The organism is Frateuria sp. GZRe12 (assembly GCF_051900535.1).
In the GTDB taxonomy this organism is placed as follows: Bacteria; Pseudomonadota; Gammaproteobacteria; order Xanthomonadales; family Rhodanobacteraceae; genus Frateuria_A.
Window position 1 is genome coordinate 923,597 of sequence record NZ_JBHZGI010000001.1, and the last position, 19,422, is coordinate 943,018.

19 protein-coding genes and 1 tRNA gene are annotated in these 19,422 nt (G+C 68.1%); 7 read left to right on the forward strand and 13 right to left on the reverse strand.

Features of this window, described 5'->3' with window-relative positions:
- Positions 1 to 65: 65 nt before the first annotated feature.
- The 3 genes from ACFWZ4_RS04155 (at position 66) to ACFWZ4_RS04165 (ending at position 3,639) form a co-directional block, all read left to right on the forward strand.
- Complete coding sequence (locus ACFWZ4_RS04155; RefSeq protein WP_439703456.1) at positions 66 to 1,244, forward strand: thiolase family protein; 1,179 nt, start codon at positions 66 to 68, stop codon at positions 1,242 to 1,244.
- A gap of 158 nt (positions 1,245 to 1,402) precedes the next feature.
- Positions 1,403 to 1,819 (forward strand): hypothetical protein, encoded by a 417-nt coding sequence (locus ACFWZ4_RS04160; RefSeq protein ID WP_231321030.1) that lies wholly within the window; start codon positions 1,403 to 1,405, stop codon positions 1,817 to 1,819.
- A gap of 212 nt (positions 1,820 to 2,031) precedes the next feature.
- On the forward strand, positions 2,032 to 3,639 hold the full coding sequence (locus ACFWZ4_RS04165) for a carboxyl transferase domain-containing protein (RefSeq protein WP_439703457.1): 1,608 nt from the start codon (positions 2,032 to 2,034) through the stop codon (positions 3,637 to 3,639).
- 188 nt (positions 3,640 to 3,827) lie between these two features.
- Here ACFWZ4_RS04165 and ACFWZ4_RS04170 read toward each other — a convergent pair whose 3' ends face one another.
- Genes ACFWZ4_RS04170 through ACFWZ4_RS04180 form a run of 3 tightly spaced genes read right to left on the reverse strand, consistent with a single transcriptional unit; the run spans position 3,828 to position 6,216 of the window.
- Positions 3,828 to 4,130: a DUF6587 family protein gene (locus ACFWZ4_RS04170; RefSeq protein ID WP_439703458.1), complete on the reverse strand. Its 303-nt coding sequence runs from the start codon at positions 4,128 to 4,130 to the stop codon at positions 3,828 to 3,830.
- Positions 4,127 to 5,977 carry a ferrous iron transporter B gene (gene feoB / locus ACFWZ4_RS04175; protein WP_439703459.1) on the reverse strand — a complete coding sequence of 617 codons (1,851 nt, stop codon included), beginning with the start codon at positions 5,975 to 5,977 and terminating at the stop codon, positions 4,127 to 4,129. The genes ACFWZ4_RS04170 and feoB overlap by 4 nt, the downstream gene beginning before the upstream one ends.
- Positions 5,974 to 6,216, reverse strand: a complete 243-nt coding sequence (locus tag ACFWZ4_RS04180; RefSeq protein ID WP_439703460.1) for a FeoA family protein — start codon at positions 6,214 to 6,216, stop codon at positions 5,974 to 5,976. The genes feoB and ACFWZ4_RS04180 overlap by 4 nt, the downstream gene beginning before the upstream one ends.
- Before the next feature lie 131 nt (positions 6,217 to 6,347).
- Here ACFWZ4_RS04180 and ACFWZ4_RS04185 point away from each other — a divergent pair, with 131 nt between their 5' ends.
- Complete coding sequence (locus ACFWZ4_RS04185) at positions 6,348 to 7,136, forward strand: enoyl-CoA hydratase/isomerase family protein (RefSeq protein ID WP_439703461.1); 789 nt, start codon at positions 6,348 to 6,350, stop codon at positions 7,134 to 7,136.
- 97 nt (positions 7,137 to 7,233) lie between these two features.
- Here the strand turns inward: ACFWZ4_RS04185 and ACFWZ4_RS04190 are convergent, their stop codons facing one another.
- The 5 genes from ACFWZ4_RS04190 to ACFWZ4_RS04210 are packed head-to-tail and all read right to left on the reverse strand — an operon-like array spanning position 7,234 to position 11,957.
- The gene (locus ACFWZ4_RS04190; protein ID WP_231321041.1) at positions 7,234 to 7,836 is read right to left on the reverse strand and encodes a response regulator transcription factor; all 603 of its coding nucleotides are present in this window, start codon (positions 7,834 to 7,836) and stop codon (positions 7,234 to 7,236) included.
- Entirely contained in the window at positions 7,833 to 9,014 is a 1,182-nt protein-coding gene (locus ACFWZ4_RS04195; protein WP_439703462.1) for a sensor histidine kinase, read from the reverse strand. Before ACFWZ4_RS04195 ends, ACFWZ4_RS04190 begins: the two co-directional genes overlap by 4 nt.
- On the reverse strand, positions 9,014 to 10,204 hold the full coding sequence (locus tag ACFWZ4_RS04200; protein ID WP_439703463.1) for a sensor histidine kinase: 1,191 nt from the start codon (positions 10,202 to 10,204) through the stop codon (positions 9,014 to 9,016). Before ACFWZ4_RS04200 ends, ACFWZ4_RS04195 begins: the two co-directional genes overlap by 1 nt.
- Positions 10,205 to 10,243: 39 nt before the next feature.
- Complete coding sequence (locus ACFWZ4_RS04205; protein WP_439703464.1) at positions 10,244 to 11,029, reverse strand: ABC transporter permease; 786 nt, start codon at positions 11,027 to 11,029, stop codon at positions 10,244 to 10,246.
- Between the two features lies 1 nt (position 11,030).
- A complete protein-coding gene (locus ACFWZ4_RS04210) occupies positions 11,031 to 11,957 on the reverse strand; it encodes an ATP-binding cassette domain-containing protein (RefSeq protein ID WP_439703465.1) in 927 nt (308 codons plus the stop codon).
- Between the two features lie 268 nt (positions 11,958 to 12,225).
- On the opposite strand from ACFWZ4_RS04210, the gene ACFWZ4_RS04215 reads away from it, so the two are divergent.
- Together ACFWZ4_RS04215 and upp are read left to right on the forward strand one after the other, a co-directional pair.
- A complete protein-coding gene (locus tag ACFWZ4_RS04215; RefSeq protein ID WP_439703466.1) occupies positions 12,226 to 13,722 on the forward strand; it encodes an aminotransferase class III-fold pyridoxal phosphate-dependent enzyme in 1,497 nt (498 codons plus the stop codon).
- 103 nt (positions 13,723 to 13,825) lie between these two features.
- Positions 13,826 to 14,464 (forward strand): uracil phosphoribosyltransferase, encoded by a 639-nt coding sequence (upp, locus tag ACFWZ4_RS04220; RefSeq protein ID WP_439703467.1) that lies wholly within the window; start codon positions 13,826 to 13,828, stop codon positions 14,462 to 14,464.
- Positions 14,465 to 14,623: 159 nt separating this feature from the next.
- On the opposite strand, the gene pip is transcribed toward upp, so the two are convergent.
- Together pip and ACFWZ4_RS04230 are read right to left on the reverse strand one after the other, a co-directional pair.
- Positions 14,624 to 15,580 carry a prolyl aminopeptidase gene (gene pip, locus ACFWZ4_RS04225; protein ID WP_439703468.1) on the reverse strand — a complete coding sequence of 319 codons (957 nt, stop codon included), beginning with the start codon at positions 15,578 to 15,580 and terminating at the stop codon, positions 14,624 to 14,626.
- A gap of 97 nt (positions 15,581 to 15,677) precedes the next feature.
- Positions 15,678 to 17,063 carry an FAD-binding oxidoreductase gene (locus ACFWZ4_RS04230; protein ID WP_439703469.1) on the reverse strand — a complete coding sequence of 462 codons (1,386 nt, stop codon included), beginning with the start codon at positions 17,061 to 17,063 and terminating at the stop codon, positions 15,678 to 15,680.
- A 123-nt stretch (positions 17,064 to 17,186) separates the two neighbouring features.
- On the opposite strand from ACFWZ4_RS04230, the gene serA reads away from it, so the two are divergent.
- A complete protein-coding gene (serA, locus tag ACFWZ4_RS04235; protein WP_439703470.1) occupies positions 17,187 to 18,419 on the forward strand; it encodes a phosphoglycerate dehydrogenase in 1,233 nt (410 codons plus the stop codon).
- A 220-nt stretch (positions 18,420 to 18,639) separates the two neighbouring features.
- Here serA and ACFWZ4_RS04240 read toward each other — a convergent pair.
- The 3 genes from ACFWZ4_RS04240 to ihfA form a co-directional block, all read right to left on the reverse strand.
- A tRNA-Pro gene (locus ACFWZ4_RS04240) sits at positions 18,640 to 18,716 on the reverse strand.
- 68 nt (positions 18,717 to 18,784) lie between these two features.
- Positions 18,785 to 19,141, reverse strand: coding sequence for a MerR family transcriptional regulator (locus tag ACFWZ4_RS04245; protein ID WP_439703471.1), 357 nt, complete (start codon positions 19,139 to 19,141; stop codon positions 18,785 to 18,787).
- On the reverse strand, positions 19,122 to 19,421 hold the full coding sequence (ihfA, locus tag ACFWZ4_RS04250) for an integration host factor subunit alpha (protein WP_091333672.1): 300 nt from the start codon (positions 19,419 to 19,421) through the stop codon (positions 19,122 to 19,124). Before ihfA ends, ACFWZ4_RS04245 begins: the two co-directional genes overlap by 20 nt.
- Position 19,422 lies beyond the last annotated feature (1 nt).

The window sequence follows — 19,422 nt, forward strand, 5'->3', positions numbered from 1 at the left end:
ACTGCGATAATGGGCAATCGTCCACGGCGCGCAGGCCGCGCCCCAAGCCTCGCGGAGAAACCCCCATGTCCGACGTCGTCATCGCCGGCGCCAAGCGCACCGCCATCGGCTCCTTCCTCGGCCAGTTCACCGGCGTGCCGACGCCCACCCTCGGCGCGACCGCGATCCGTGCGGCGCTGGAGCAGTCCGGCGTGTCCGCCGCCGACGTCAGCGAAGTCATCATGGGTTGCGTGCTGACCGCCAACCTTGGCCAGGCGCCGGCCCGCCAGGCCTCGCTCGGCGCCGGTCTGCCGCCGGCCGTCGGCTGCACCACCATCAACAAGGTGTGCGGCTCGGGCATGAAGGCGATCATGCTGGGCCACGACCTGATCAAGGCCGGCTCGGCCGCGGTGGTGGTCGCCGGCGGCATGGAGTCGATGACCAACGCCCCGCACATGGTCGCCGCCCGCACCGGCATCCGCTATGGCGATGGCCAGCTGGTCGACCACATGGCCTACGACGGCCTGACCAACCCATACGACAACAAGGCGATGGGCATCTTCGGCGAGCTGTGCGCCGACAAGTACCAGTTCAGCCGTGAGGACCAGGACGCCTTCGCGATCGAGTCGGTCAAGCGCTCGCAGGCGGCGCAGGCCTCCGGCGCGTTCGCCGACGAGATCGTCCCGGTGACGGTCAAGGGCCGCAAGGGCGACGTGGTGGTCGACGCCGACGAGCAGCCGGGCCGTTCGGACATCAACAAGATCCCGACCCTGAAGCCCGCTTTCCGCAAGGAGAACGGCACCATCACCGCGGCCAGCTCGTCCAGCATCTCCGACGGCGCAGCCGCGGTGGTTCTGCTCTCGGCCGAAGACGCCAAGGCCCGCGGCATCAAGCCTTTGGCGCGCATCGTTGCCCACGCCACCAACTCGCAGGAACCCGAGTGGTTCACCACCGCTCCGGTCGGCGCGATCCAGAAGGTGCTGGACAAGGCCGGCTGGAAGGTCGAGGACGTCGACCTGTTCGAGGTCAACGAAGCCTTCGCCGTGGTCGCCATGGCGCCGATGCGCGAGCTGGGCGTGCCGCACGAGAAGCTCAACGTCAACGGCGGCGCCTGCGCGCTGGGGCACCCGATCGGCGCCAGCGGCGCGCGCCTGGTCGTCACCCTGCTCAACGCGCTGAAAACCCGCGGCGGCAAGCGCGGCGTGGCATCGCTGTGCATCGGGGGCGGCGAGGCCACGGCGATCGCGGTGGAACGGCTGGATTAAACCGACCCGTCACCTTCTGTCGACGGAACGAATGAAAGCCTGTTAACCGGCTTTTTAATATGTACTGAAGGCCAGTTGGTAAAACATATGGCGCGTGTACGGCGAAAGCGCTATTAATACGCGGCCAAAACGGCATTCCACGGCAAAGGAGATCCACCATGAAGTTGACGCGTACCCTACTCGCCTCCGCGCTCGTCGCGCTGCTGGCGGCTTGCAGCAACGGCGCGCAGGATTCCGCGCAGGACGCCCAGCAGTCCGCCGACCAGGCTCAGCAGTCCGCTGACCAGGCCCAGCAGGCTGCCGCGCAGACCGGCTCGCCGGCCGCCGACCAGGCTGCCCAGCAGGCCACGACGGCTGCCAACGCCGCCGGCCAGGCTGCTGATCAGGCCCAGCAGGCCGCCACCGCTGCGTCGGCTGCCGCCCCGGCCAACAACGACATGTCGAAGGACGCCATGTCGCAGGCCAAGGACGCCGCCGACAACGCTTCGGACCAGGCTGACAAGGCTGCCGACGCTGCCAAGGACGCCGCCGACAATGCCAAGGATGCTGCCGACGACAAGAACAAGGGTCACTGATCCTTCGGTTCGTCAGATCGGAAAAAACCGGCCGCTTGCGGCCGGTTTTTTTATGCGCGTGTTTCGCGCTTCGCACACGCTGACCGCACGGGCCATGGTCGCCGGTTATCATCGGGTGTTTGGCCGGCGCGCTTGGTTTCGTACCGCGATCGCGCCCATGGATGAAATGCCGCCGCGGGCGGTCCCGAACGAATGAGCCAGAGTTCAGCCCGATGACCACCATTGCTTCGCAGATCGATATCCGTTCGCCCGATTTCCAGGCCTCCAGCGCCGCGCTGCGCGGCCTGGTCGAGGACCTGAAGGCGCAGCTTGCGCGCAACGCCGAAGGCGGCGGCGCCAAGGCGCGCGAGAAACACACGGCGCGAGGCAAGCTGCTGCCGCGCGAACGCATCCGCGCCTTGCTCGATCCGGGCTCACCGTTTCTCGAACTCTCGCCGCTGGCCGCACACGGCATGTACGAAGACGCCGCGCCGGCGGCCGGCATCATCACCGGCATCGGCCGCGTCAACGGCATCGAGGTGGTGGTGGTCGCCAACGACGCGACGGTCAAGGGCGGCACCTATTTCCCGATGACGGTGAAAAAGCACCTGCGCGCACAGGAAGCGGCGCTGGAAAACCGGTTGCCGTGCATTTACCTAGTCGACTCCGGCGGTGCGTTCCTGCCGCTGCAGGACGAAGTCTTCCCGGACAAGGAACACTTCGGCCGCATCTTCTTCAACCAGGCGCGCATGTCCGCGCTCAACATCCCTCAGATCGCCGTGGTGATGGGAAGCTGCACCGCCGGCGGCGCCTATGTGCCGGCCATGAGCGACGAGACCATCATCGTGCGTGAACAGGGCACCATCTTCCTGGGCGGCCCGCCGCTGGTGAAGGCGGCTACCGGCGAGGTGGTCGACGCCGAGGCGCTGGGTGGCGCGGACGTCCATACGTCCGTCTCGGGCGTCGCCGACCACTACGCGGAAAACGACGCGCACGCGCTTTCCATCGCACGCGACGTGGTGGCGAGCCTCAATCGCCGCAAGGACATGCCGCTGGCGCTGAAGGCACCGGTCGAACCGAAATATCCGGCCGAAGAGCTCTACGGCGTCATCCCGCAGGACACCCGCCGTCCCTTCGACATCCGCGAGGTCATCGCGCGCATCGTCGACGGCTCGGAGTTCCACGAGTTCAAGGCCCGCTACGGCAAGACCCTGGTCACCGGCTTCGCGCACATCCACGGCTATCCGGTGGGCATCGTCGCCAACAACGGCATCCTGTTCGCCGAGAGCGCGCTCAAGGGCGCGCACTTCATCGAGCTGTGCAACCAGCGCAACGTGCCGCTGGTGTTCCTGCAGAACATCACCGGCTTCATGGTCGGCAAGAAGTACGAGCAGGCGGGCATCGCCAAGGACGGTGCCAAGATGGTCACCGCCGTGGCCTGTTCGCACGTGCCCAAGTTCACCGTGGTGATCGGTGGCAGCTTCGGCGCCGGCAACTACGCGATGTGCGGTCGCGCCTACGGCGCACGCTTCCTTTGGATGTGGCCCAACGCCCGGATCAGCGTGATGGGCGGCGAACAGGCCGCGAGCGTGCTCGCCACGGTCAAGCGCGATGGGCTGGAAGCGGCCGGCAAGAGCTGGAGCGCGGAGGACGAAGAGGCCTTCAAGACGCCGATCCGCGATCAGTACGAACGCCAAGGGCACCCCTACTACGCCAGCGCACGGCTGTGGGATGACGGCATCATCGATCCGGCCGATACCCGGCGGGTGCTCGGCCTGGCCATTTCCGCCTCGATGAACGCTCCGATCGAGCCGCAGCGGTTCGGCGTGTTCCGCATGTAGCGACGCGGGCGCGCCCAGAAGCGCGCCCATCCGCCTGTCGGCACCTTCCCCCGCGTTCGCGGGGGAAGGCTCAGATAGGTTGCATCCGAATCCTTCCGTTCGCGGAGGGTAGGCTCAGACAGGTTGCATCCGGATCCTTCACCGTTCACGGGGATGGGAAGCCGTGCAGAAGACCTGCCCCCCAGCGCTCAGTGCTGGCGCGGGCGGAACGACAGCGGCATGGCCGGCTCACGCGGCGCGGTCGGGGCACACCCGCCGCAGCTGGAGCAGCCGTCGCCGCTGCCACAGTCGCCGCTTTTCGCTTCCGATGGCTGGATCCAGCGGCCCAGCCGCCTCGTGGGTGGCGCCCGGCCGGGACGGTCCAGCCAGGCCGACAGGCGCGCCTGCACGCGCTTGGCCGTCTTCGGCAGAAGTTTGCAGAACGCGGCCAGCAGGCTGGCCAGCAGTACGACCGTGAGCACCACCGCCTGCACGATCGCGAACGTGTTCACGAGAGCGCCCGCGCGATCTGGTAGGTGAGCAGCGAGGCCAGGTAGGCCAGGCCGAACAGGTAGCCGGCGGTGATCGCCACGTTGCGCCAAGAATTGGTTTCGCGGCGGATCACGGCGAGCGTCGACATGCATTGCGGCGCGAACACGTACCAGGCCAGCAGGCTGAGTGCAGTGGCCAGCGACCACTGATGCGCGATCAGCGGCCCGAGCTGGTTGGCGATGGTGTCGTCGCTGCCGGACATCGCGTAGACGGTGCCCAGCGCCGACACCGCCACCTCGCGGGCGGCCAGCCCCGGCACCAGTGCGATGCAGATCTGCCAGTTGAAGCCGATCGGCGCGAACACGACATGCAGGGCGTGGCCCAGGCGCCCGGCCAGGCTGTAGTCGATCGCCGGCCCGCTGGCGCCCGGCGGCGGCCCCGGGAAACTGGAGAGAAACCACAGGATCACGGTCAGCGCCAGGATGATGCCGCCCACGCGCTTGAGGAAGATCTTGGCGCGTTCCCACAGGCCCAGCGCCACGTCGCGCACGTTGGGAAGGCGGTAGGACGGCAGCTCCATCAGCAGCGCGTGCTCGCTCTTGTCCTTGCGGAAGCGCTTGATCACGAACGCCACCGCCAGCGCACTGACGATGCCCGCCACGTACAACGTGAACAGCACCACGCCCTGCAGGTTGAACACGCCCCACACCGTGCAGTGCGGGATGAACGCGGCGATCAGCAGCGTGTAGACCGGCAGCCGCGCCGAGCATGTCATCAGCGGCGCCACCAGGATGGTGGTCAGGCGATCGCGTGGGTCGGTGATGCTGCGCGTGGCCATGATGCCGGGGATGGCGCAGGCGAAGCTCGACAACAGCGGAATGAACGCGCGCCCGGTCAGGCCCGCCTTAAACATCAGCTTGTCGAGCAGGAACGCAGCGCGCGGCAGGTAGCCCGATTCCTCCAGCACGAGGATGAACAGGAACAGGATCAGGATCTGCGGCAGGAACACCAGCACGGCGCCCAGGCCCGCGAAGATGCCGTCGTTGAGCAGGCTGTGCAGCGCGCTGTGCGCCGGCAGCGCCGCAGTCAACCAGGTGCCGAGCGCGCCCACGCCCGCTTCGATGCCATCCATGATCGGCTGCGCCCAGGAGAACACCGCCTGGAAGATCAGGAACATCAGCACCGCCAGGATGCCCAGACCGAATACCGGATGCAGCGCCCAGCGGTCGATCGCGTCGTCCACGGCATCGGTGGCACGCGGCATGACCACCGTGGCGGCCATCAGCGCACGCACCTGTGCATGCAGGTCGTGGCGGCTGGCCGGATCGTCCGGCTGCACCGGCGCGGCGACCGGGACTTCGCCATCGACGCGCTCGATCAACGCCTTCGCCCCACCGCGCCTGACCGCGATCGTTTCAACCACCGGCACGCCGAGCCGGCGCTGCAGTTCGAGCACATCGATCACGATGCCGCGCCGGCGCGCGGTGTCCATCATGTTGAGCGCCAGTACCACCGGCCGGCCCAGGCGCTTGACCTCGAGCACGAAGCGCAGGTGCAGGCGCAGGTTGGTGGCATCGGCCACGCAGACGATCAGGTCCGGCGCCGGCTCGCCCGGGTAGCGGCCCTCGCAGACGTCGCGGGTGATCTGCTCATCGGGGCTGGCCGCGTCGAAGCTGTAGGTGCCGGGGAGATCCAGCAATTGCAGCACGCGACCCGACGGCGCGACGAAGCGCCCTTCCTTGCGCTCGACGGTGACGCCGGCGTAGTTGGCCACCTTCTGGCGACCACCGGTGAGCTGGTTGAACAGCGCCGTTTTGCCGCAATTGGGGTTGCCCACCAGCGCAATGCGCAGACCTTGCGCGCTCATGCCGCCTCCACCCTAACGAGAATGCGCGACGCCTCGCTGCGGCGAAGCGCGAAGCGGGTGGAGCCGATCTGGATCAGCAGGGGGTCGGCGCCGAGGGGGCCGCAAGCGACCACGCGCACCGGCTCGCCATCGACGAAACCGAGGTCGCGCAGGCGTTGCGCGATGGGATCGCCGGCCTGGGCATCGTCCACGCGATCCACCACGGCGGGCGAACCTTTGGGCAAGTCGGAGAGGCGCACGGATGGCAACTCAAACAAGAATGGTTCGCATTATAAGGCAAAATGCCTGTGTCCACGCTGAGTCCGGCATCCTGACGGGACCACGCGCCACGCCCGTACAATTCCCATTTTTCCGCAGGGAACCCTCGCGCATGTCCGCCATCCTCGTCACCGACCGCGCCGCCGTCCGCCAGATCACCCTCAACCGCCCGGAGGTGCACAACGCTTTCGACGACGGCCTGATCGCCGAGCTGACGGCGGCGCTGGTGGACGCCGGCCGCGACGACGCAGTGCGCGCCGTGGTGCTGACCGGAGCCGGCGCGAGCTTTTCCGCTGGCGCCGATCTCAACTGGATGCGAGGCATGGCCTCGGCGAGCGAGGACGACAATCGCGAGGACTCGCTGCGCCTGGCGGCACTGGTGCGCACGCTGCAGTTCCTGCCCAAGCCAACCATCGCGCGTGTCAATGGCGCGGCCTACGGCGGCGGCGTGGGACTGATTGCTGCCTGCGACATCGCCATCGGCGCGCAAGAGGCAAAGTTCGGCCTGACCGAAGTGAAGCTTGGCCTGGTCCCCGCGGTGATCTCTCCGTACGTGGTTGCCGCTATCGGCGTGCGCCAGGCGCGGCGGTTGTTCCTCACCGGCGAAATCTTTGACGCGGCCGAGGCCTGTAGCATCGGGTTGCTCCATCGCGTGGTGCCGGCCGATGGCCTGGACGAGGCGGTCGACTTCTCGCTGAAGCTGCTCGCCAAGGCCGGACCGCAGGCGCAGCGTGAAGCCAAGCGACTTGCGCTGGGCATGGCGGGAATCGACGAACGCGGCGCCGGGGCCATCGACGCGGAAAATGCCGGATTGATCGCGCGGCTGCGAGTGTCGGCCGAAGGGCAGGAAGGCCTCGGTGCGTTCCTGGACAAGCGCGCGCCGGCGTGGGTCCGCGGCTGATTTCATCCCCTTCCCAAGCCCCCTCGCAGGGAAGCCAAAGCGGCGGATGTTGAGCCTCCCTGGGGGAATGGGTTCCCTTCTGCCCAGACGCAAACCTCTACAGCCACCCCTTTTGCCGTGCCAGGCGGAACGCCTCGATCCGGTTGCCGGCGCCGAGCTTGCCGATCGCCTCGGACAGGTAGTTGCGCACCGTGCCGTGCGAAAGGTTGAGCCGCGTGGCGATGTCGCCGGCCGAAAGCCCTTCGCCCGCCAGCCGCAGCACTTGCCGCTCGCGATCATTGAGCGGGTCGGCCTCGGTCCACGCTTCCAGCGCCAGCTGCGGGTCGATCGCGCGACCGCCGCGGTGCACCGTGCGCAGCGCCTCGGCCAGGTTCTCGGCTGGCGCGTCCTTGAGCAGGTAGCCCGACACGCCCGCGTCCAGCGCGCGTCGCAGGAAGCCGGGGCGGGCGAAGGTGGTCACGATGATCACCTTCATCGGCAATTCCTGCCGCTGGATGCGCTGGGCCAGTTCCAGGCCGGTCAGGCCCGGCATCTCGATGTCGGTGACCAGCACGTCGGGCTTCAGCCGCTGCAGGTCGCGCCAGGCCGCTTCGCCGTCGGCGGAGGAGCCGAGCACCTCGATGTCGCTTTCCAGGTTGAGCAGCGCCGAGAGTGCGCCACGCACCATCGCCTGGTCCTCGGCAAGCAGCACGCGGATCATGCGGCGTTCCCGGCAGCGGGGAGCACGGCGGTTGCCGCGGCGCCTCGTTGCGCGGGCGCACTCGCCTGCGCGGCGACCGGCACCCGGATCGCAAGCGTCGTGCCGCGCCGCGGCGGCGAGTCGATCGCCAGCGTGCCGCCCAGCGCGCGCACCCGTTCGCGCATCCCGCTCACGCCGTTGCCGTGGGCGGCCAAACCGCCGCGTCCGTTGTCGCAGATACGCATCTGGAGCATGTCGTCCTCGAAGGAAACGCCCACGCTGGCCTGGGTGGCGCGGGCATGGCGATGGATGTTGGTGACGGCCTCGCGCAGGACCAGAGCGACCGGCGCCTCGATGGCATCGGGCAGCGCGAGGCCGTCCGGCAAGCCGCCCTCGAAGGCCACGCCGGAGGCTTCCAGCATGAGCCGGGCGGAGGTGAGTTCGGCTGCCAAATCGCTGCGGCGCATGCCGGTCACCGCCGCGCGCACCTCGGCGAGCGCGTGGCGCGCGACGCGCTCGACCTCGGCCATCTCGCGCTGCGCGCGGGCCGGCTCGGCCAGCGCAAGGCGTCGGGCCAGTTCGGACTTCAACGCCACCAGCGACAAGGTGTGGCCGAGCAGGTCGTGCAGGTCGCGGCCGATGCGCTCGCGCTCGGCCAGCGTGGCCAGGCGCCGCACCTCGGTCTGTGACAGGCGCAGCTCGGCATCCTTGCGGGCGCTGTGCATGTACGCGACGTTGCTGAAACCGCCGAACAGTCCCGCCATCACCACCCACAGCGCCACGCTCAGCGGGTCGTCGAAGATCCACGCCTTGGCCAGCGCGAGCGCTCCCATCACCGCCACGCTCACCAGCCAGCGCCGCCACGAGAGCGAAAAGGACGAAACCACGCCGGCAAGGATCAGCAGGATGAATCCGAACGGGTTGCACGCCCACAGCGCCAGTGCGGTGGCGACCATGCCGGCCACGTACCAGTCCACGCGCCGGCGCGGGCCGACGTAGATCCGCGAGTACAGGTACACGAACACCGGCACCGCCAGCAGCGTCGGCGCCAGCCACGATCCGGGGGCGCGATGCAGCGAGGCCGGTCCCTGGAACAGCGCGACCAGCGCGAACAGCGAAAGCCCTGCCTGCCAGCGCATGTACAGCGGTGAGCGAAGCTGGCCCAGCAGCGAATCCGGTCTCGGGGTGAACCACTGCATCACGGACGCGCTTCCGCGGCCATCGAGGCCTCGACCGGAGCAACGGGCGCCGCGGCGGACTGCATCGCCGAGGCCGGAAGCGGCACCACGATCCGCAGGCGCGTGCCCTGCCCCCGCCGCGAATGGATCTGCAGGCGGCCGCCCAGCGCGCGCACGCGCTCGCGCATGCCGGTCAGGCCGTTGCCTTCCTCCAGCACGCCACCATGGCCGTTGTCCGAGATGGTCAGGCACAGGCCGCCGTCGATGCATTCGAACGCCACGCTGGCGCACGTCGCGGCCGCATGGCGGGCGATGTTGGTGGCCGCTTCGCGCAGCACCAGCGACAGGCCACGTTCGGTCTCGGCGGGCAGGCACGGCGGCTGGCCGTAGTCCAGGTGCGCGCCGGAGGATTCCAGCAGCAGGCGCGCGGAGGCCAGTTCGGCCGCCAGGTCGGTGGCGCGGATCCCGGTGACCGCCGAGCGCACCTGCGCCAACGCGTGGCGGGCGACGTTCTCCGCCTCGACCACCTCGCGCCGGGCCGCCTCGGTGTCGCGATCGAACAGCTTGCGCGAGAGTTCCAGCTTGAGCGTGATCAGCGAAAGCGTATGGCCGAGCAGGTCGTGCAGGTCCCGACCGATGCGCTCGCGCTCTGCCATTGCCGCGAGCCGGCGAACCTCGTCATGGGAGAGCTTGAGGGCCGCGTCCCGCTCATGCCCGATCCGCTCCACGTGCGTGACCATGCCGATGATGAATGTCATCAGCGGGAAGGCGACCAGCGCCTGCCACGGATAGCCCACCTTCCATGCGACCAGCAGGAACAGCGCGTTCAGCACGAGCAGGCGCAGCAGGAAGGGCGCCAGGCGCCGGCTGTTCACGCTGCAGGAGACGCAGCCGTAGATGAAGTAGCTCACGCTGCCCGAATAGAACGGCACCAGCGCGATGCCGAACACCGCCAGGGCGACGCCGTAGCGCGAGGCGACGTTGCGGGACACCAGCATCGACTTGGCGAACAGCGCCACGAACAGCGGATAGGTCAGCGCGGTGAGGATCGCCCAGCGCCAGGTGTATCCCCGGTCGAACAGGGGCGTGACGAAGATCCATGCCGACCAGAGCAGGTGGACGGACTCCATCCGCGGCGACTTGCCCTGCTGGATGATCTCGCTGATGCGCGAGCCCGGCTCGGGCGCAAACCAGGTGACAAGACGGTTCATCCAGCCGGGTCCCCACGACACGATCGCGGCCATGCTACTTCAACCGTGCCGGCGCAGCCGCCGCGCAGCGAGCAGCAGGAACGCCACGGTGAAACCGAGCAGCACGAGCACGTGCCCCGCCAGAGCATCCTGGCGCATGCCCACCGCGGCGAGGGCGAGGCGGTCCAGGTGGTAGCTGGGCCACAGCGGCGCGATCTGCTGTAGCACCTTGGGCAGCATCGGCAGCGGGAACCACAAGCCCGACAGGAACGACATCGGCAGGTAGACGAGGTTGAGCACGCCCGGCCCTCCCTGCCCCTTGACCAGCGTGCCGATGAACATGCCCAGCGCGCAGAACGGCAGCACGCCGAGCATGCCGGTGAACAGCAGCGCCCCGGCCTGCGCCAGCGACAGCGACACGTGCGCGATCTGCGACAGTCCCAGCAGGAGCAGTACCACGAACGCCGCCGCGCCCATCGCCATCAGCATCTTGCCCATGAGGTAGGCGCCCGGGGGCATCGGCAGCGCGCGCTTGAGCGTGAGCAGCCCGCCGTCGCGCTCGATCGCCAGCGATACGCCAAAGCCGAACAGGCCCGGGCTCATCACGCCGAAGGTGGCATAGCTGGCCAGCAGGTAGCGCGCCGTATCGGTGCCGCCACCCTTGGCCATCAGCACGCCGAACACCAGGTAGAACATGCCCGGAAAGAGCGTGATCGGCAGCATGAAGCTGGGCGCGCGCAGGTAGCGCAGGCATTCGCTGCGCGCCTCGGCCAGGTAGGCGCCGAGCACGCGGCCGGGCGGCATCGCATCGTTGTCGGCGGCAGGATCGAAGGAAAGGGTGTCCATGTCAGGCCGCCTCGCGCTGGTCGGTGGACGATGCCTGGGCATCGCGGGTCAGTTCAGTAAAGGCTTCGGCCAGGCCGGCGCGTTGCACTTCCAGCTCGCGCAGCCAGGCGTCGTTCTGCAACAGGCGCAGCACCACGACTTCGGCCTCGGCGGTGGTCAGCTGCAGGCGACCGCCTTCGACGCGCACTTCGGCCACCTCGGGCCATTCGGCGACTGTTTCGGGCAGCAGGGTGCTGATGCAGCGGATGCGCCTGACGCCTACGCGGGCGCGCAGCTCGTCCACCGTGCCTTCGTGGATGGCGCGACCGCGCGCCATCACGCACACGCGGTCGGCCAGCGCCTCGGCCTCCTCCAGGTAGTGCGTGGTCAGCAGCACCGAGCAGCCCTCGCCGACCAGCCGCCGGATCGCCGCCCACAGTGCCTGCCGCGCCTCGATGTCCATGCCGACGGTGGGTTCGTCCAGGAACAGCAACCGTGGGCGCCCGCACAGCGCCAGTGCGAACTGCACGCGCCGCTGCTGGCCTCCGGAGAGCTTGCCGTAGGGGCGATCGAGCAGGTCTTCCACGGCAGCCAGTTCGGCCGACTCCTGCAGCACGCGAGGGTTGGGGTAATAGCTGGCGGTCAGGCGCAGCAGTTCGCGCACGCGCAGGGTCTGGGGCAACGTGGCGCTCTGCAGCATCACGCCGATCCGCCGACGCGCATCGATCCGCTGAGGGTCCAGCCCGAACAGCTCGACCTCGCCGGCGTCGGCGCGGTGCAGGCCCAGCAGCAGGCCGATGGCCGAGGACTTGCCGGCGCCGTTGGGCCCGAGCAGGGCGAGCAGCTCGCCCCGGTGCAGCGCGAGATCCAGGCCATCGACGGCGGCGAGCGCGCCGTAGCGCTTGACCGCGCCACGCAAGCGCGCAACAGGGCGGGTGGACATGTCCATGGCAGCCTCCTTGGTATGGACGCAAACGTTAGGCGCGGCAAGGCCTTGCGGACACTGGTCGACGTCAGCCCGCGCTGGTGACAGCCGTCATGCGGGGTTACGGCGGAGCCGGGCGCACGGTATCCTTGGGTCTATCCCCGGCCCGTCAGGCGCACTTTTCGTCGCGAAAAGACGGGTCCGCACAACCGCATGCGCCCTCAACTCGCGCGTGCCCGCAATCACCGCCAGCGACGCCACCGTGCGCCGGCCGGCCACGAGGAGGACTGCCATGGGTGTGATCGATCAGCTGCGCGAGATGCGCGATTTCGGCGGCAAGCCGCGTACCGTTGGCCTGGACGACGCCAACATCGAGCGCATGGCGGCCAAAGCGCCCGAGCTGGTGCAGGCGATCGACGAGGCCCTGGCCCGTCACCGCGAGCTGCGCGGCGAATTCGGTGACTTCCTCAAGCTCGACGAATCCGAGCAGTTGGCGAGGGCCCAGGCCGGCTACGTCAATTTCTATCCCGACGACGCGATCAACCCGTACCTGCCGGCCGCCGCGCGCGGTCCGTGGATCGTGACGCTCAAGGGCGCCGTGCTGCACGACAACGGCGGCTACGGCATGCTCGGCTTCGGCCACAACCAGCCGTCCATCCTGGAGGCGTTGTCCCGCCCGCAGGTGATGGCCAACGTGATGTCGCCCAGCGTCTCGCAGCTGCGCTTCACCCGCGCGATGGACAAGGAGCTGGGCCGCAGCCGCGGTGCCAATCCGTACAAGCACTACCTGTGCCTGAACTCCGGATCCGAAGCGGTGGGCCTGGCCTGCCGCATCGCCGACGTCAACGCCAAGCTGATGACCGACGCAGGCGGCCGCTACGCCAACCGCACGATCAAGCGCCTGTCCGTGCGCGGTGCGTTCCACGGCCGTACCGACAAGCCGGCGCTGTACTCCGATTCCTCGCGCAAGACCTACCAGCAGCACCTGGCTAGCTACCGACACGAGGACACGCTGATCACCGTGGCGCCCTACGACGTGGCGCAGCTGGAAGCGGCCTTCGCCGAAGCCGACAAGCACGGCTGGTTCATCGAGGCGATGTTCCTGGAGCCGGTGATGGGCGAAGGCGACCCGGGCCGCGCGGTGACGCCGGAGTTCTACAAGGCCGCGCGCGAACTGACCGAAGCCCATGGCACGCTGCTGCTGGTCGACTCGATCCAGGCCGGCCTGCGCGCGCATGGCGTGCTGTCGATCATCGACTACCCCGGCTTCGAGAACCTGCCGCCGCCGGACATGGAGACCTTCTCCAAGGCGCTCAACGCCGGCCAGTACCCGCTTTCGGTACTGGCGGTGAGCGACCGCACCGCCGGCCTGTACCGCAAGGGCATCTACGGCAACACGATGACCACCAACCCGCGCGCGCTGGACGTGGCACTGGCCACGATGGAGCTGCTCACCGACGAGGTGCGCGACAACATCAAGGCCCGCGGCGAGGAGTTCGTGGCCAAGCTGGAGAAGCTCAAGGACGAACTGGGCGGGCTGATCACCAAGGTGCAGGGCACCGGCCTGCTGTTCTCCTGCGAGCTCGCGCCGCAGTTCAAGTGCTACGGCAGCAATTCCACCGAGGAGTACATGCGCGAGCACGGCGTGGGCGTGATCCACGGCGGCGCCAATTCGCTGCGCTTCACGCCGCACTTCAACGTGACCAGCGCCGAAGTGGATCTGGTCGTCGACCACGTGCGCCAGGCGCTGCTGAAAGGCCCGCGCAAGCAGACCGCCGAGGCGGCCTGAGCGGCAGGTTGATCGAAGGGCGCGTCGGCAACGGCGCGCCCTTTTTCGTGGGGGAATGACTCCCGGTACTTAAAACACTCCTACTTCTTCCAGGCTACCCGCCATGCCCGTCACCGAAGTCCGCCATCCGCTGATCCGCCACAAGCTCGGGCTGATGCGCCGCGCCGGCATCAGCACCAAGGAGTTCCGCGAGCTCGCTTCCGAAGTGGCCGCCCTGCTCACCTACGAGGCGACCAAGGACCTGGACACGCTCGACGAGACGATCGAGGGCTGGGCCGGTCCGGTGACGGTCGAGCGCATCAAGGGCAAGAAGATCACCATCGTGCCGATCCTGCGCGCCGGGCTGGGCATGCTGCCGGGCGTACTGGACCTGATCCCCTCGGCCAAGGTCAGCGTGGTCGGCGTGCAGCGCGACGAAGCTACGCTCGCGCCGATGGCCTACTACGAGAAACTCAGCGGCAGCATGCATGAGCGCACGGCGCTGATCGTCGATCCCATGCTCGCCACCGCCGGCACCCTGCTGGCGACGGTGGACATGCTCAAGGCGGCCGGCTGCCGGCGGATCAAGGGGCTATTCCTGGTCGCCGCGCCCGAAGGCCTGGAACGCATCACGGCCACGCATCCGGACGTGGAGATCTACACCGCCTCGATCGATCACCGGCTCAACGAGAAGGGATACATCCTGCCGGGGCTGGGCGATGCGGGTGACAAGATCTTCGGCACCAAGCAGTTGCCGGGTTGAGAAGCGTGTTCTGGAGCATGGGCTGCAGCCCATCACCACGTTTGCCGGCGAGGTTACCGGTGGGCTGAGGCCCACCCTGCGGCTCTTCGTTGGGCATCAACGCGAGCCCCGCCCCAACCTCTCCCTGGAGGGGAGAGGGCGCAAGGTGCACGTGCGGCGCTACAGTTTGAAGCGGTCGGTCGCCTCGACCAGCTCGTGCGTGATCCCCGGCTCGAAAGCCGAGTGCCCCGCGTCCTGCACGATGCGCAGGTCCGCCTCCGGCCAGGCGCCGTGCAGGTCCCACGCACTGCGCAGCGGGCACACCACATCGTAGCGGCCTTGCACGATCACCGTCGGTATCCGCCGGATGCGGTCGACGTTGCGAAGCAGCTGGTCGTCGTGCTCGAAGAAGCCGCCGTTGACGAAGTAGTGGCACTCGATCCGCGCGAACGCGAGCGCGAACTCGTCCTCGCCGCTGCTGGCGATGTAGCCGGGGTCCTGGAACAGGAAGCTGGTGCCGGCCTCCCAAGTCGACCAGGCCCGCGCGGCCTCCAGCCGGGTCGCCGCATCCGGGCTGGTAAGGCGGCGGTGGTAGGCGCTCATGAGGTCGCCGCGTTCGGCCTCGGGAATGGCCCTCAGGTAGGGCTCCCAGGCATCCGGATAGAGCGCGTCGCACCCCTTCTGGTAGAACCACTCCAGCTCCCATCGACGCAGCATGAAGATGCCGCGCAAAACCAGTTCGGTCACCTTGTCCGGGTGGGTCTGCGCGTAGGCCAGCGCCAGCGTGGAGCCCCATGAACCGCCGAAAACCTGCCAGCGAGCAATCCCAAGGTGCTCGCGCAGCCGCTCGATGTCGGCGACCAGGGCCCAGGTCGTGTTGTCGGTGAGCTCGGCGTGCGGCGTGGAGCGTCCGCAGCCGCGCTGGTCGAACAGGATGATGCGGTAGGCCGCCGGGTCGAAGAAGCGCCGGCAGCGCGGGCTGGCGCCCGCGCCCGGGCCGCCGTGCAGGAACACCACGGGCTTGCCGTTCGGATTGCCACTCTGCTCGTAGTAGAGCGTGTGCAGCGCGGACACCGGCAGCATGCCGCTGTCGTAGGGTTCGATCTCCGGATACAGCGCGCGGCGTTCCTCGGTCATGCCTGGTTCTCCGTGGGGATGGGAAGCCCTCAAGGCTAGCACCGGCGCCGCGTTGCAGGAGCGTGCGGCCGAGCGCCTGCCGGACGCGGTAACCGTGTTATTCGAACAGCTTGCCCGGGTTGAGGATGTCGTTGGGGTCGAACACCTTGCGCACTCCACGCATCAGGGCGATCTCCGCCTCGCTGTGCGTGCTTTCCAGATAAGGTTTCTTGACCAGCCCGATGCCGTGTTCGGCCGAGATGCTGCCGCCGTGGCGCTGCAGCGTATCGGCGAGCAGGCGGGTGACACGTTCGCAATGGGCGATGAATTCGGCCTGCTGCATGTCCTCGGGCGGCAACACGTTGATGTGCAGGTTGCCGTCGCCGATGTGGCCGAACCAGACGACCTCCATCTGCGGATATTCGCGCGCCAGCAGATCCTGCATCTCGTGCAGGAACGCGGGCATCGCACTGATGCGCAGCGCGATGTCGTTCTTGTAGGGTTTGCGCGGCGCCAGGCTTTCGGTGATGCCCTCGCGCAGCCGCCACAGGGTGGCCGCCTGCGATTCGCTCTGCGCGATCACGCCATCGCTGATCCAGCCCTCGCGCACGCCGTCCTCGAACGCCAGCAGGGCCGCCTGCTCGTCGCCGTCGTCGAGCGCGTCGTACTCGGTAACCACGTAATACGGCTGGTCGGCGTCGATCGCGCGCTGCGCGCCATGTGCCAGCACGTGCCGAAGCGCAACGTCGGTAAAGAACTCGAACGCCTGCAGCTTCAGCTGCGCGCGGAACAGCGCGAAAACCTTCATCAGCGCATCCATGTGCGGCAGCGCCAGCAGCATGGTCTGCGCCGGCGGCGGCGGATCGGTGAGCTTGAGCTGCGCGCCGACCACCACGCCCAGCGTGCCCTCGGATCCGATCATCAGATGGCGCAGGTCGTAGCCGCTGGAATTCTTGACCAGGCCGCGATTGAGCTCCAGCAACTCGCCGTTGCCGGCGACCACGGTCAGGCCGCCGATCCACTCGCGCGTGGTGCCGTAACGGATCACGCGGATGCCGCCGGCGTTGGTGGCGATGTTGCCGCCGATCGTGCAGGAGCCGCGGGCGCCGAAATCCACCGGGTAGAGCAAGCCGTGCGAGCGCGCCGCCTCATGAACCGCCTGCAGGGTGATGCCGGCCTCGACCTCGAGCAGGCGGTCGGTTTCGCTGAAGCCGAGGACGCGGTTCATTCGCTCCAGGCTCAGCACCAGTTCCCCGCGTGCCGCCACGGCGCCGCCGGACAGGCCGGTGCGGCCACCCGAAGGCACCAGCGCGACCTGTCGTTCGTTGGCCCAGCGCACGATGGCCTGGATCTCATCGATCGAGCTGGGCAAGGCCACGGCCAGCGGCGCCGGGCCCCAGCGGCGCGTCCAGTCGCGCCCGTAGTGGATCAGGTCGGCAAGTTCGGTCAGCAGGCGCAGTGAGGGCGCCCGGGCGGTCAGTTCGGTGAGGCGGGGGTCGGTCATGGGGGCTCCGGGGGAAGCTGCCAGCCTGCCAGAGCGGGACCGGCGCGGTCCAGTGCTGCAGTGCCGCAAAAAACACGGGAGCTCTGGCATAGTAGCCCGACGCCCCGTCATGGATTTGCGCCGATGAAGACTTCGTTTCCCAGGCAGGACATCCACGTGCTGCTGCTCGAAGGCGTCAGCCGCAGCGCGGAGGAGAGCTTCCGCCACGCCGGTTACACCCAGGTCGAGGTCCACCCCAAGGCGTTGCCGGAAGCCGAACTCAAGGCCCGCCTGGCCGAGGCGCACATCGTGGGCATCCGCTCGCGCACCCAGCTCACGCCGGCGTTGCTCGAACACGCGCGGCGCCTGATCGCGGTCGGTTGCTTCTGCATCGGCACCAACCAGGTGGACCTGGGCGCCGCGCGCCGGCTGGGCGTGCCGGTGTTCAACGCGCCCTACTCCAATACCCGCAGCGTGGCCGAACTCGTGGTGGCCGAGGCGGTCATGCTGTTGCGCGGGATTCCCCAGAAGAACATGCAATGCCATCGCGGCGGCTGGTCGAAATCGGCGACCGGCAGCTATGAGGCGCGGGGCAAGGTGCTGGGCATCGTCGGTTACGGTCACATCGGCACGCAGGTCGGCGTGCTGGCCGAAAGCATGGGGATGCGCGTGCTGTTCCATGACATCGAGGCCAAGCTGGCGCTGGGCAACGCGCGCGCCGCGACGAGCCTGGACGATCTGCTCGAAGCGGCCGACGTGGTCACCCTGCACGTGCCCGACACGCCGGCAACGCGGATGATGATCGGCGCCGAACAGCTCGCGCGCATGCGGCAAGGCTCGCTTCTGATCAATGCCTCGCGTGGCAGCGTGGTGGACATCGACGCACTGGCCGCGGCGTTGTTCAAGGAACACCTGGCCGGTGCCGCAGTGGACGTCTTTCCGTCCGAACCCAAGGGCAACGATGACGCGTTCGTGTCGCCGCTGGTGGGGATGGACAACGTGATCCTGACCCCGCACATCGGCGGCAGTACGCTCGAAGCGCAGGACAATATCGGCATCGAGGTGGCGAGCAAGCTGGTGCGCTACAGCGATAACGGCTCGACGCTTTCGGCGGTGAACTTCCCCGAAGTGTCGTTGCCCGAGCATCCGCGCAGCCGCCGCCTGCTGCACATCCACCGCAACGTGCCCGGCACGCTTTCGCGCATCAACGAGCTGTTCTCGGCGGGCAACCTCAACATCGACGCGCAGTTCCTGCAGACCGATGCGGAGGTGGGCTACGTGGTCATCGACGTCTCGGCCGACGTCGCGCAGGCGCAGGCGTTGAAGGAGCGGATGGCGGCGATTCCGGGGACGCTGAAGACGCGCGTGCTCTATTGAGTCAGGGAACATCGGCCTGCCCTTGGCTCGGGGACGCCGTGTCCTCGGGAGCGCTTGCTGCGCCCGGACCCTCACCGGTCTGGTGTACCCCTGCCGGGGCGAGGTGTTCGGATGCGGATGCCTGAGGTGGTGTCGGCGTTGCGCATCCGGGCCGGCGCGAAGACCCTCCGTGCGCCGAAAACAAAAACGGCGCCGAAGGCGCCGTTTTCAGTTACCGAATTGGTCGGGGCGGCCGGATTCGAACCGACGACCCTCTGCCCCCCAGGCAGATGCGCTACCAGGCTGCGCTACGCCCCGACGTGACTCGTGTGTTCGCCGCGTTCGCGGTGAAACAGACGGCGAACTATAGCAGATGCCCGCGTGTTTCAGCGACGCAGCAGGGACAGGATTTCTTCCAGTTCCATGCGCACCTGGCGCACGATCTGGTGGGACATGCTCGATTCCATGCGCGCCTGCGGACCTTCAAGCCGCGCGCGCGCGCCGGTGATGGTGAAGCCTTCGTCGTACAGCAGGCCACGGATCTGCCGGATCATCAGCACATCGTGGCGCTGGTAGTAGCGACGGTTGCCGCGGCGCTTGACCGGGTTGAGCGCGGGAAATTCCTGCTCCCAGTACCGCAGCACGTGCGGCTTCACCCCGCAAAGCTCGCTGACCTCACCAATGGTGAAGTAGCGCTTGGCCGGGATGGCGGGCAGTTCGGTGTTATTCCCTTGGTCCAGCATAGCTCTCGACTCGCACCTTGAGTTTCTGCCCCGGACGGAACGTCACCACGCGACGGGCGGAGATCGGAATCTCCTCGCCCGTCTTGGGATTGCGACCCGGTCGCTGGTTCTTCTGACGCAGGTCGAAGTTGCCGAAACCCGACAGCTTCACCTGCTCGCCCCTTTCCAACGCTTCACGGACGACCTCGAAGTAGGCGTCCACGAATTCCTTCGCCTCACGCTTGTTGAGGCCCACCTCGAGAAACAGGCGCTCGGCCATTTCCGCCTTGGTCAGCGCCATC

What these genes read in the sequence shown, in the direction of transcription:
- ACFWZ4_RS04160 (WP_231321030.1), top strand. Translation starts at nt 1,403, where the DNA reads ATGAAGTTGACGCGTACCCTACTCGCCTCCGCGCTCGTCGCGCTGCTG.
- ACFWZ4_RS04215 (WP_439703466.1), top strand. Translation starts at nt 12,226, where the DNA reads ATGGGTGTGATCGATCAGCTGCGCGAGATGCGCGATTTCGGCGGCAAG.
- ACFWZ4_RS04190 (WP_231321041.1), bottom strand. Translation starts at nt 7,836, where the DNA reads ATGATCCGCGTGCTGCTTGCCGAGGACCAGGCGATGGTGCGTGGCGCA.
- ACFWZ4_RS04185 (WP_439703461.1), top strand. Translation starts at nt 6,348, where the DNA reads ATGTCCGCCATCCTCGTCACCGACCGCGCCGCCGTCCGCCAGATCACC.
- ACFWZ4_RS04195 (WP_439703462.1), bottom strand. Translation starts at nt 9,014, where the DNA reads ATGCAGTGGTTCACCCCGAGACCGGATTCGCTGCTGGGCCAGCTTCGC.
- pip (WP_439703468.1), bottom strand. Translation starts at nt 15,580, where the DNA reads ATGACCGAGGAACGCCGCGCGCTGTATCCGGAGATCGAACCCTACGAC.
- ACFWZ4_RS04210 (WP_439703465.1), bottom strand. Translation starts at nt 11,957, where the DNA reads ATGGACATGTCCACCCGCCCTGTTGCGCGCTTGCGTGGCGCGGTCAAG.
- ACFWZ4_RS04230 (WP_439703469.1), bottom strand. Translation starts at nt 17,063, where the DNA reads ATGACCGACCCCCGCCTCACCGAACTGACCGCCCGGGCGCCCTCACTG.
- ACFWZ4_RS04165 (WP_439703457.1), top strand. Translation starts at nt 2,032, where the DNA reads ATGACCACCATTGCTTCGCAGATCGATATCCGTTCGCCCGATTTCCAG.
- feoB (WP_439703459.1), bottom strand. Translation starts at nt 5,977, where the DNA reads ATGAGCGCGCAAGGTCTGCGCATTGCGCTGGTGGGCAACCCCAATTGC.
- serA (WP_439703470.1), top strand. Translation starts at nt 17,187, where the DNA reads ATGAAGACTTCGTTTCCCAGGCAGGACATCCACGTGCTGCTGCTCGAA.
- ACFWZ4_RS04245 (WP_439703471.1), bottom strand. Translation starts at nt 19,141, where the DNA reads ATGCTGGACCAAGGGAATAACACCGAACTGCCCGCCATCCCGGCCAAG.
- ACFWZ4_RS04205 (WP_439703464.1), bottom strand. Translation starts at nt 11,029, where the DNA reads ATGGACACCCTTTCCTTCGATCCTGCCGCCGACAACGATGCGATGCCG.
- upp (WP_439703467.1), top strand. Translation starts at nt 13,826, where the DNA reads ATGCCCGTCACCGAAGTCCGCCATCCGCTGATCCGCCACAAGCTCGGG.
- ACFWZ4_RS04200 (WP_439703463.1), bottom strand. Translation starts at nt 10,204, where the DNA reads ATGAACCGTCTTGTCACCTGGTTTGCGCCCGAGCCGGGCTCGCGCATC.
- ACFWZ4_RS04155 (WP_439703456.1), top strand. Translation starts at nt 66, where the DNA reads ATGTCCGACGTCGTCATCGCCGGCGCCAAGCGCACCGCCATCGGCTCC.
- ihfA (WP_091333672.1), bottom strand. Translation starts at nt 19,421, where the DNA reads ATGGCGCTGACCAAGGCGGAAATGGCCGAGCGCCTGTTTCTCGAGGTG.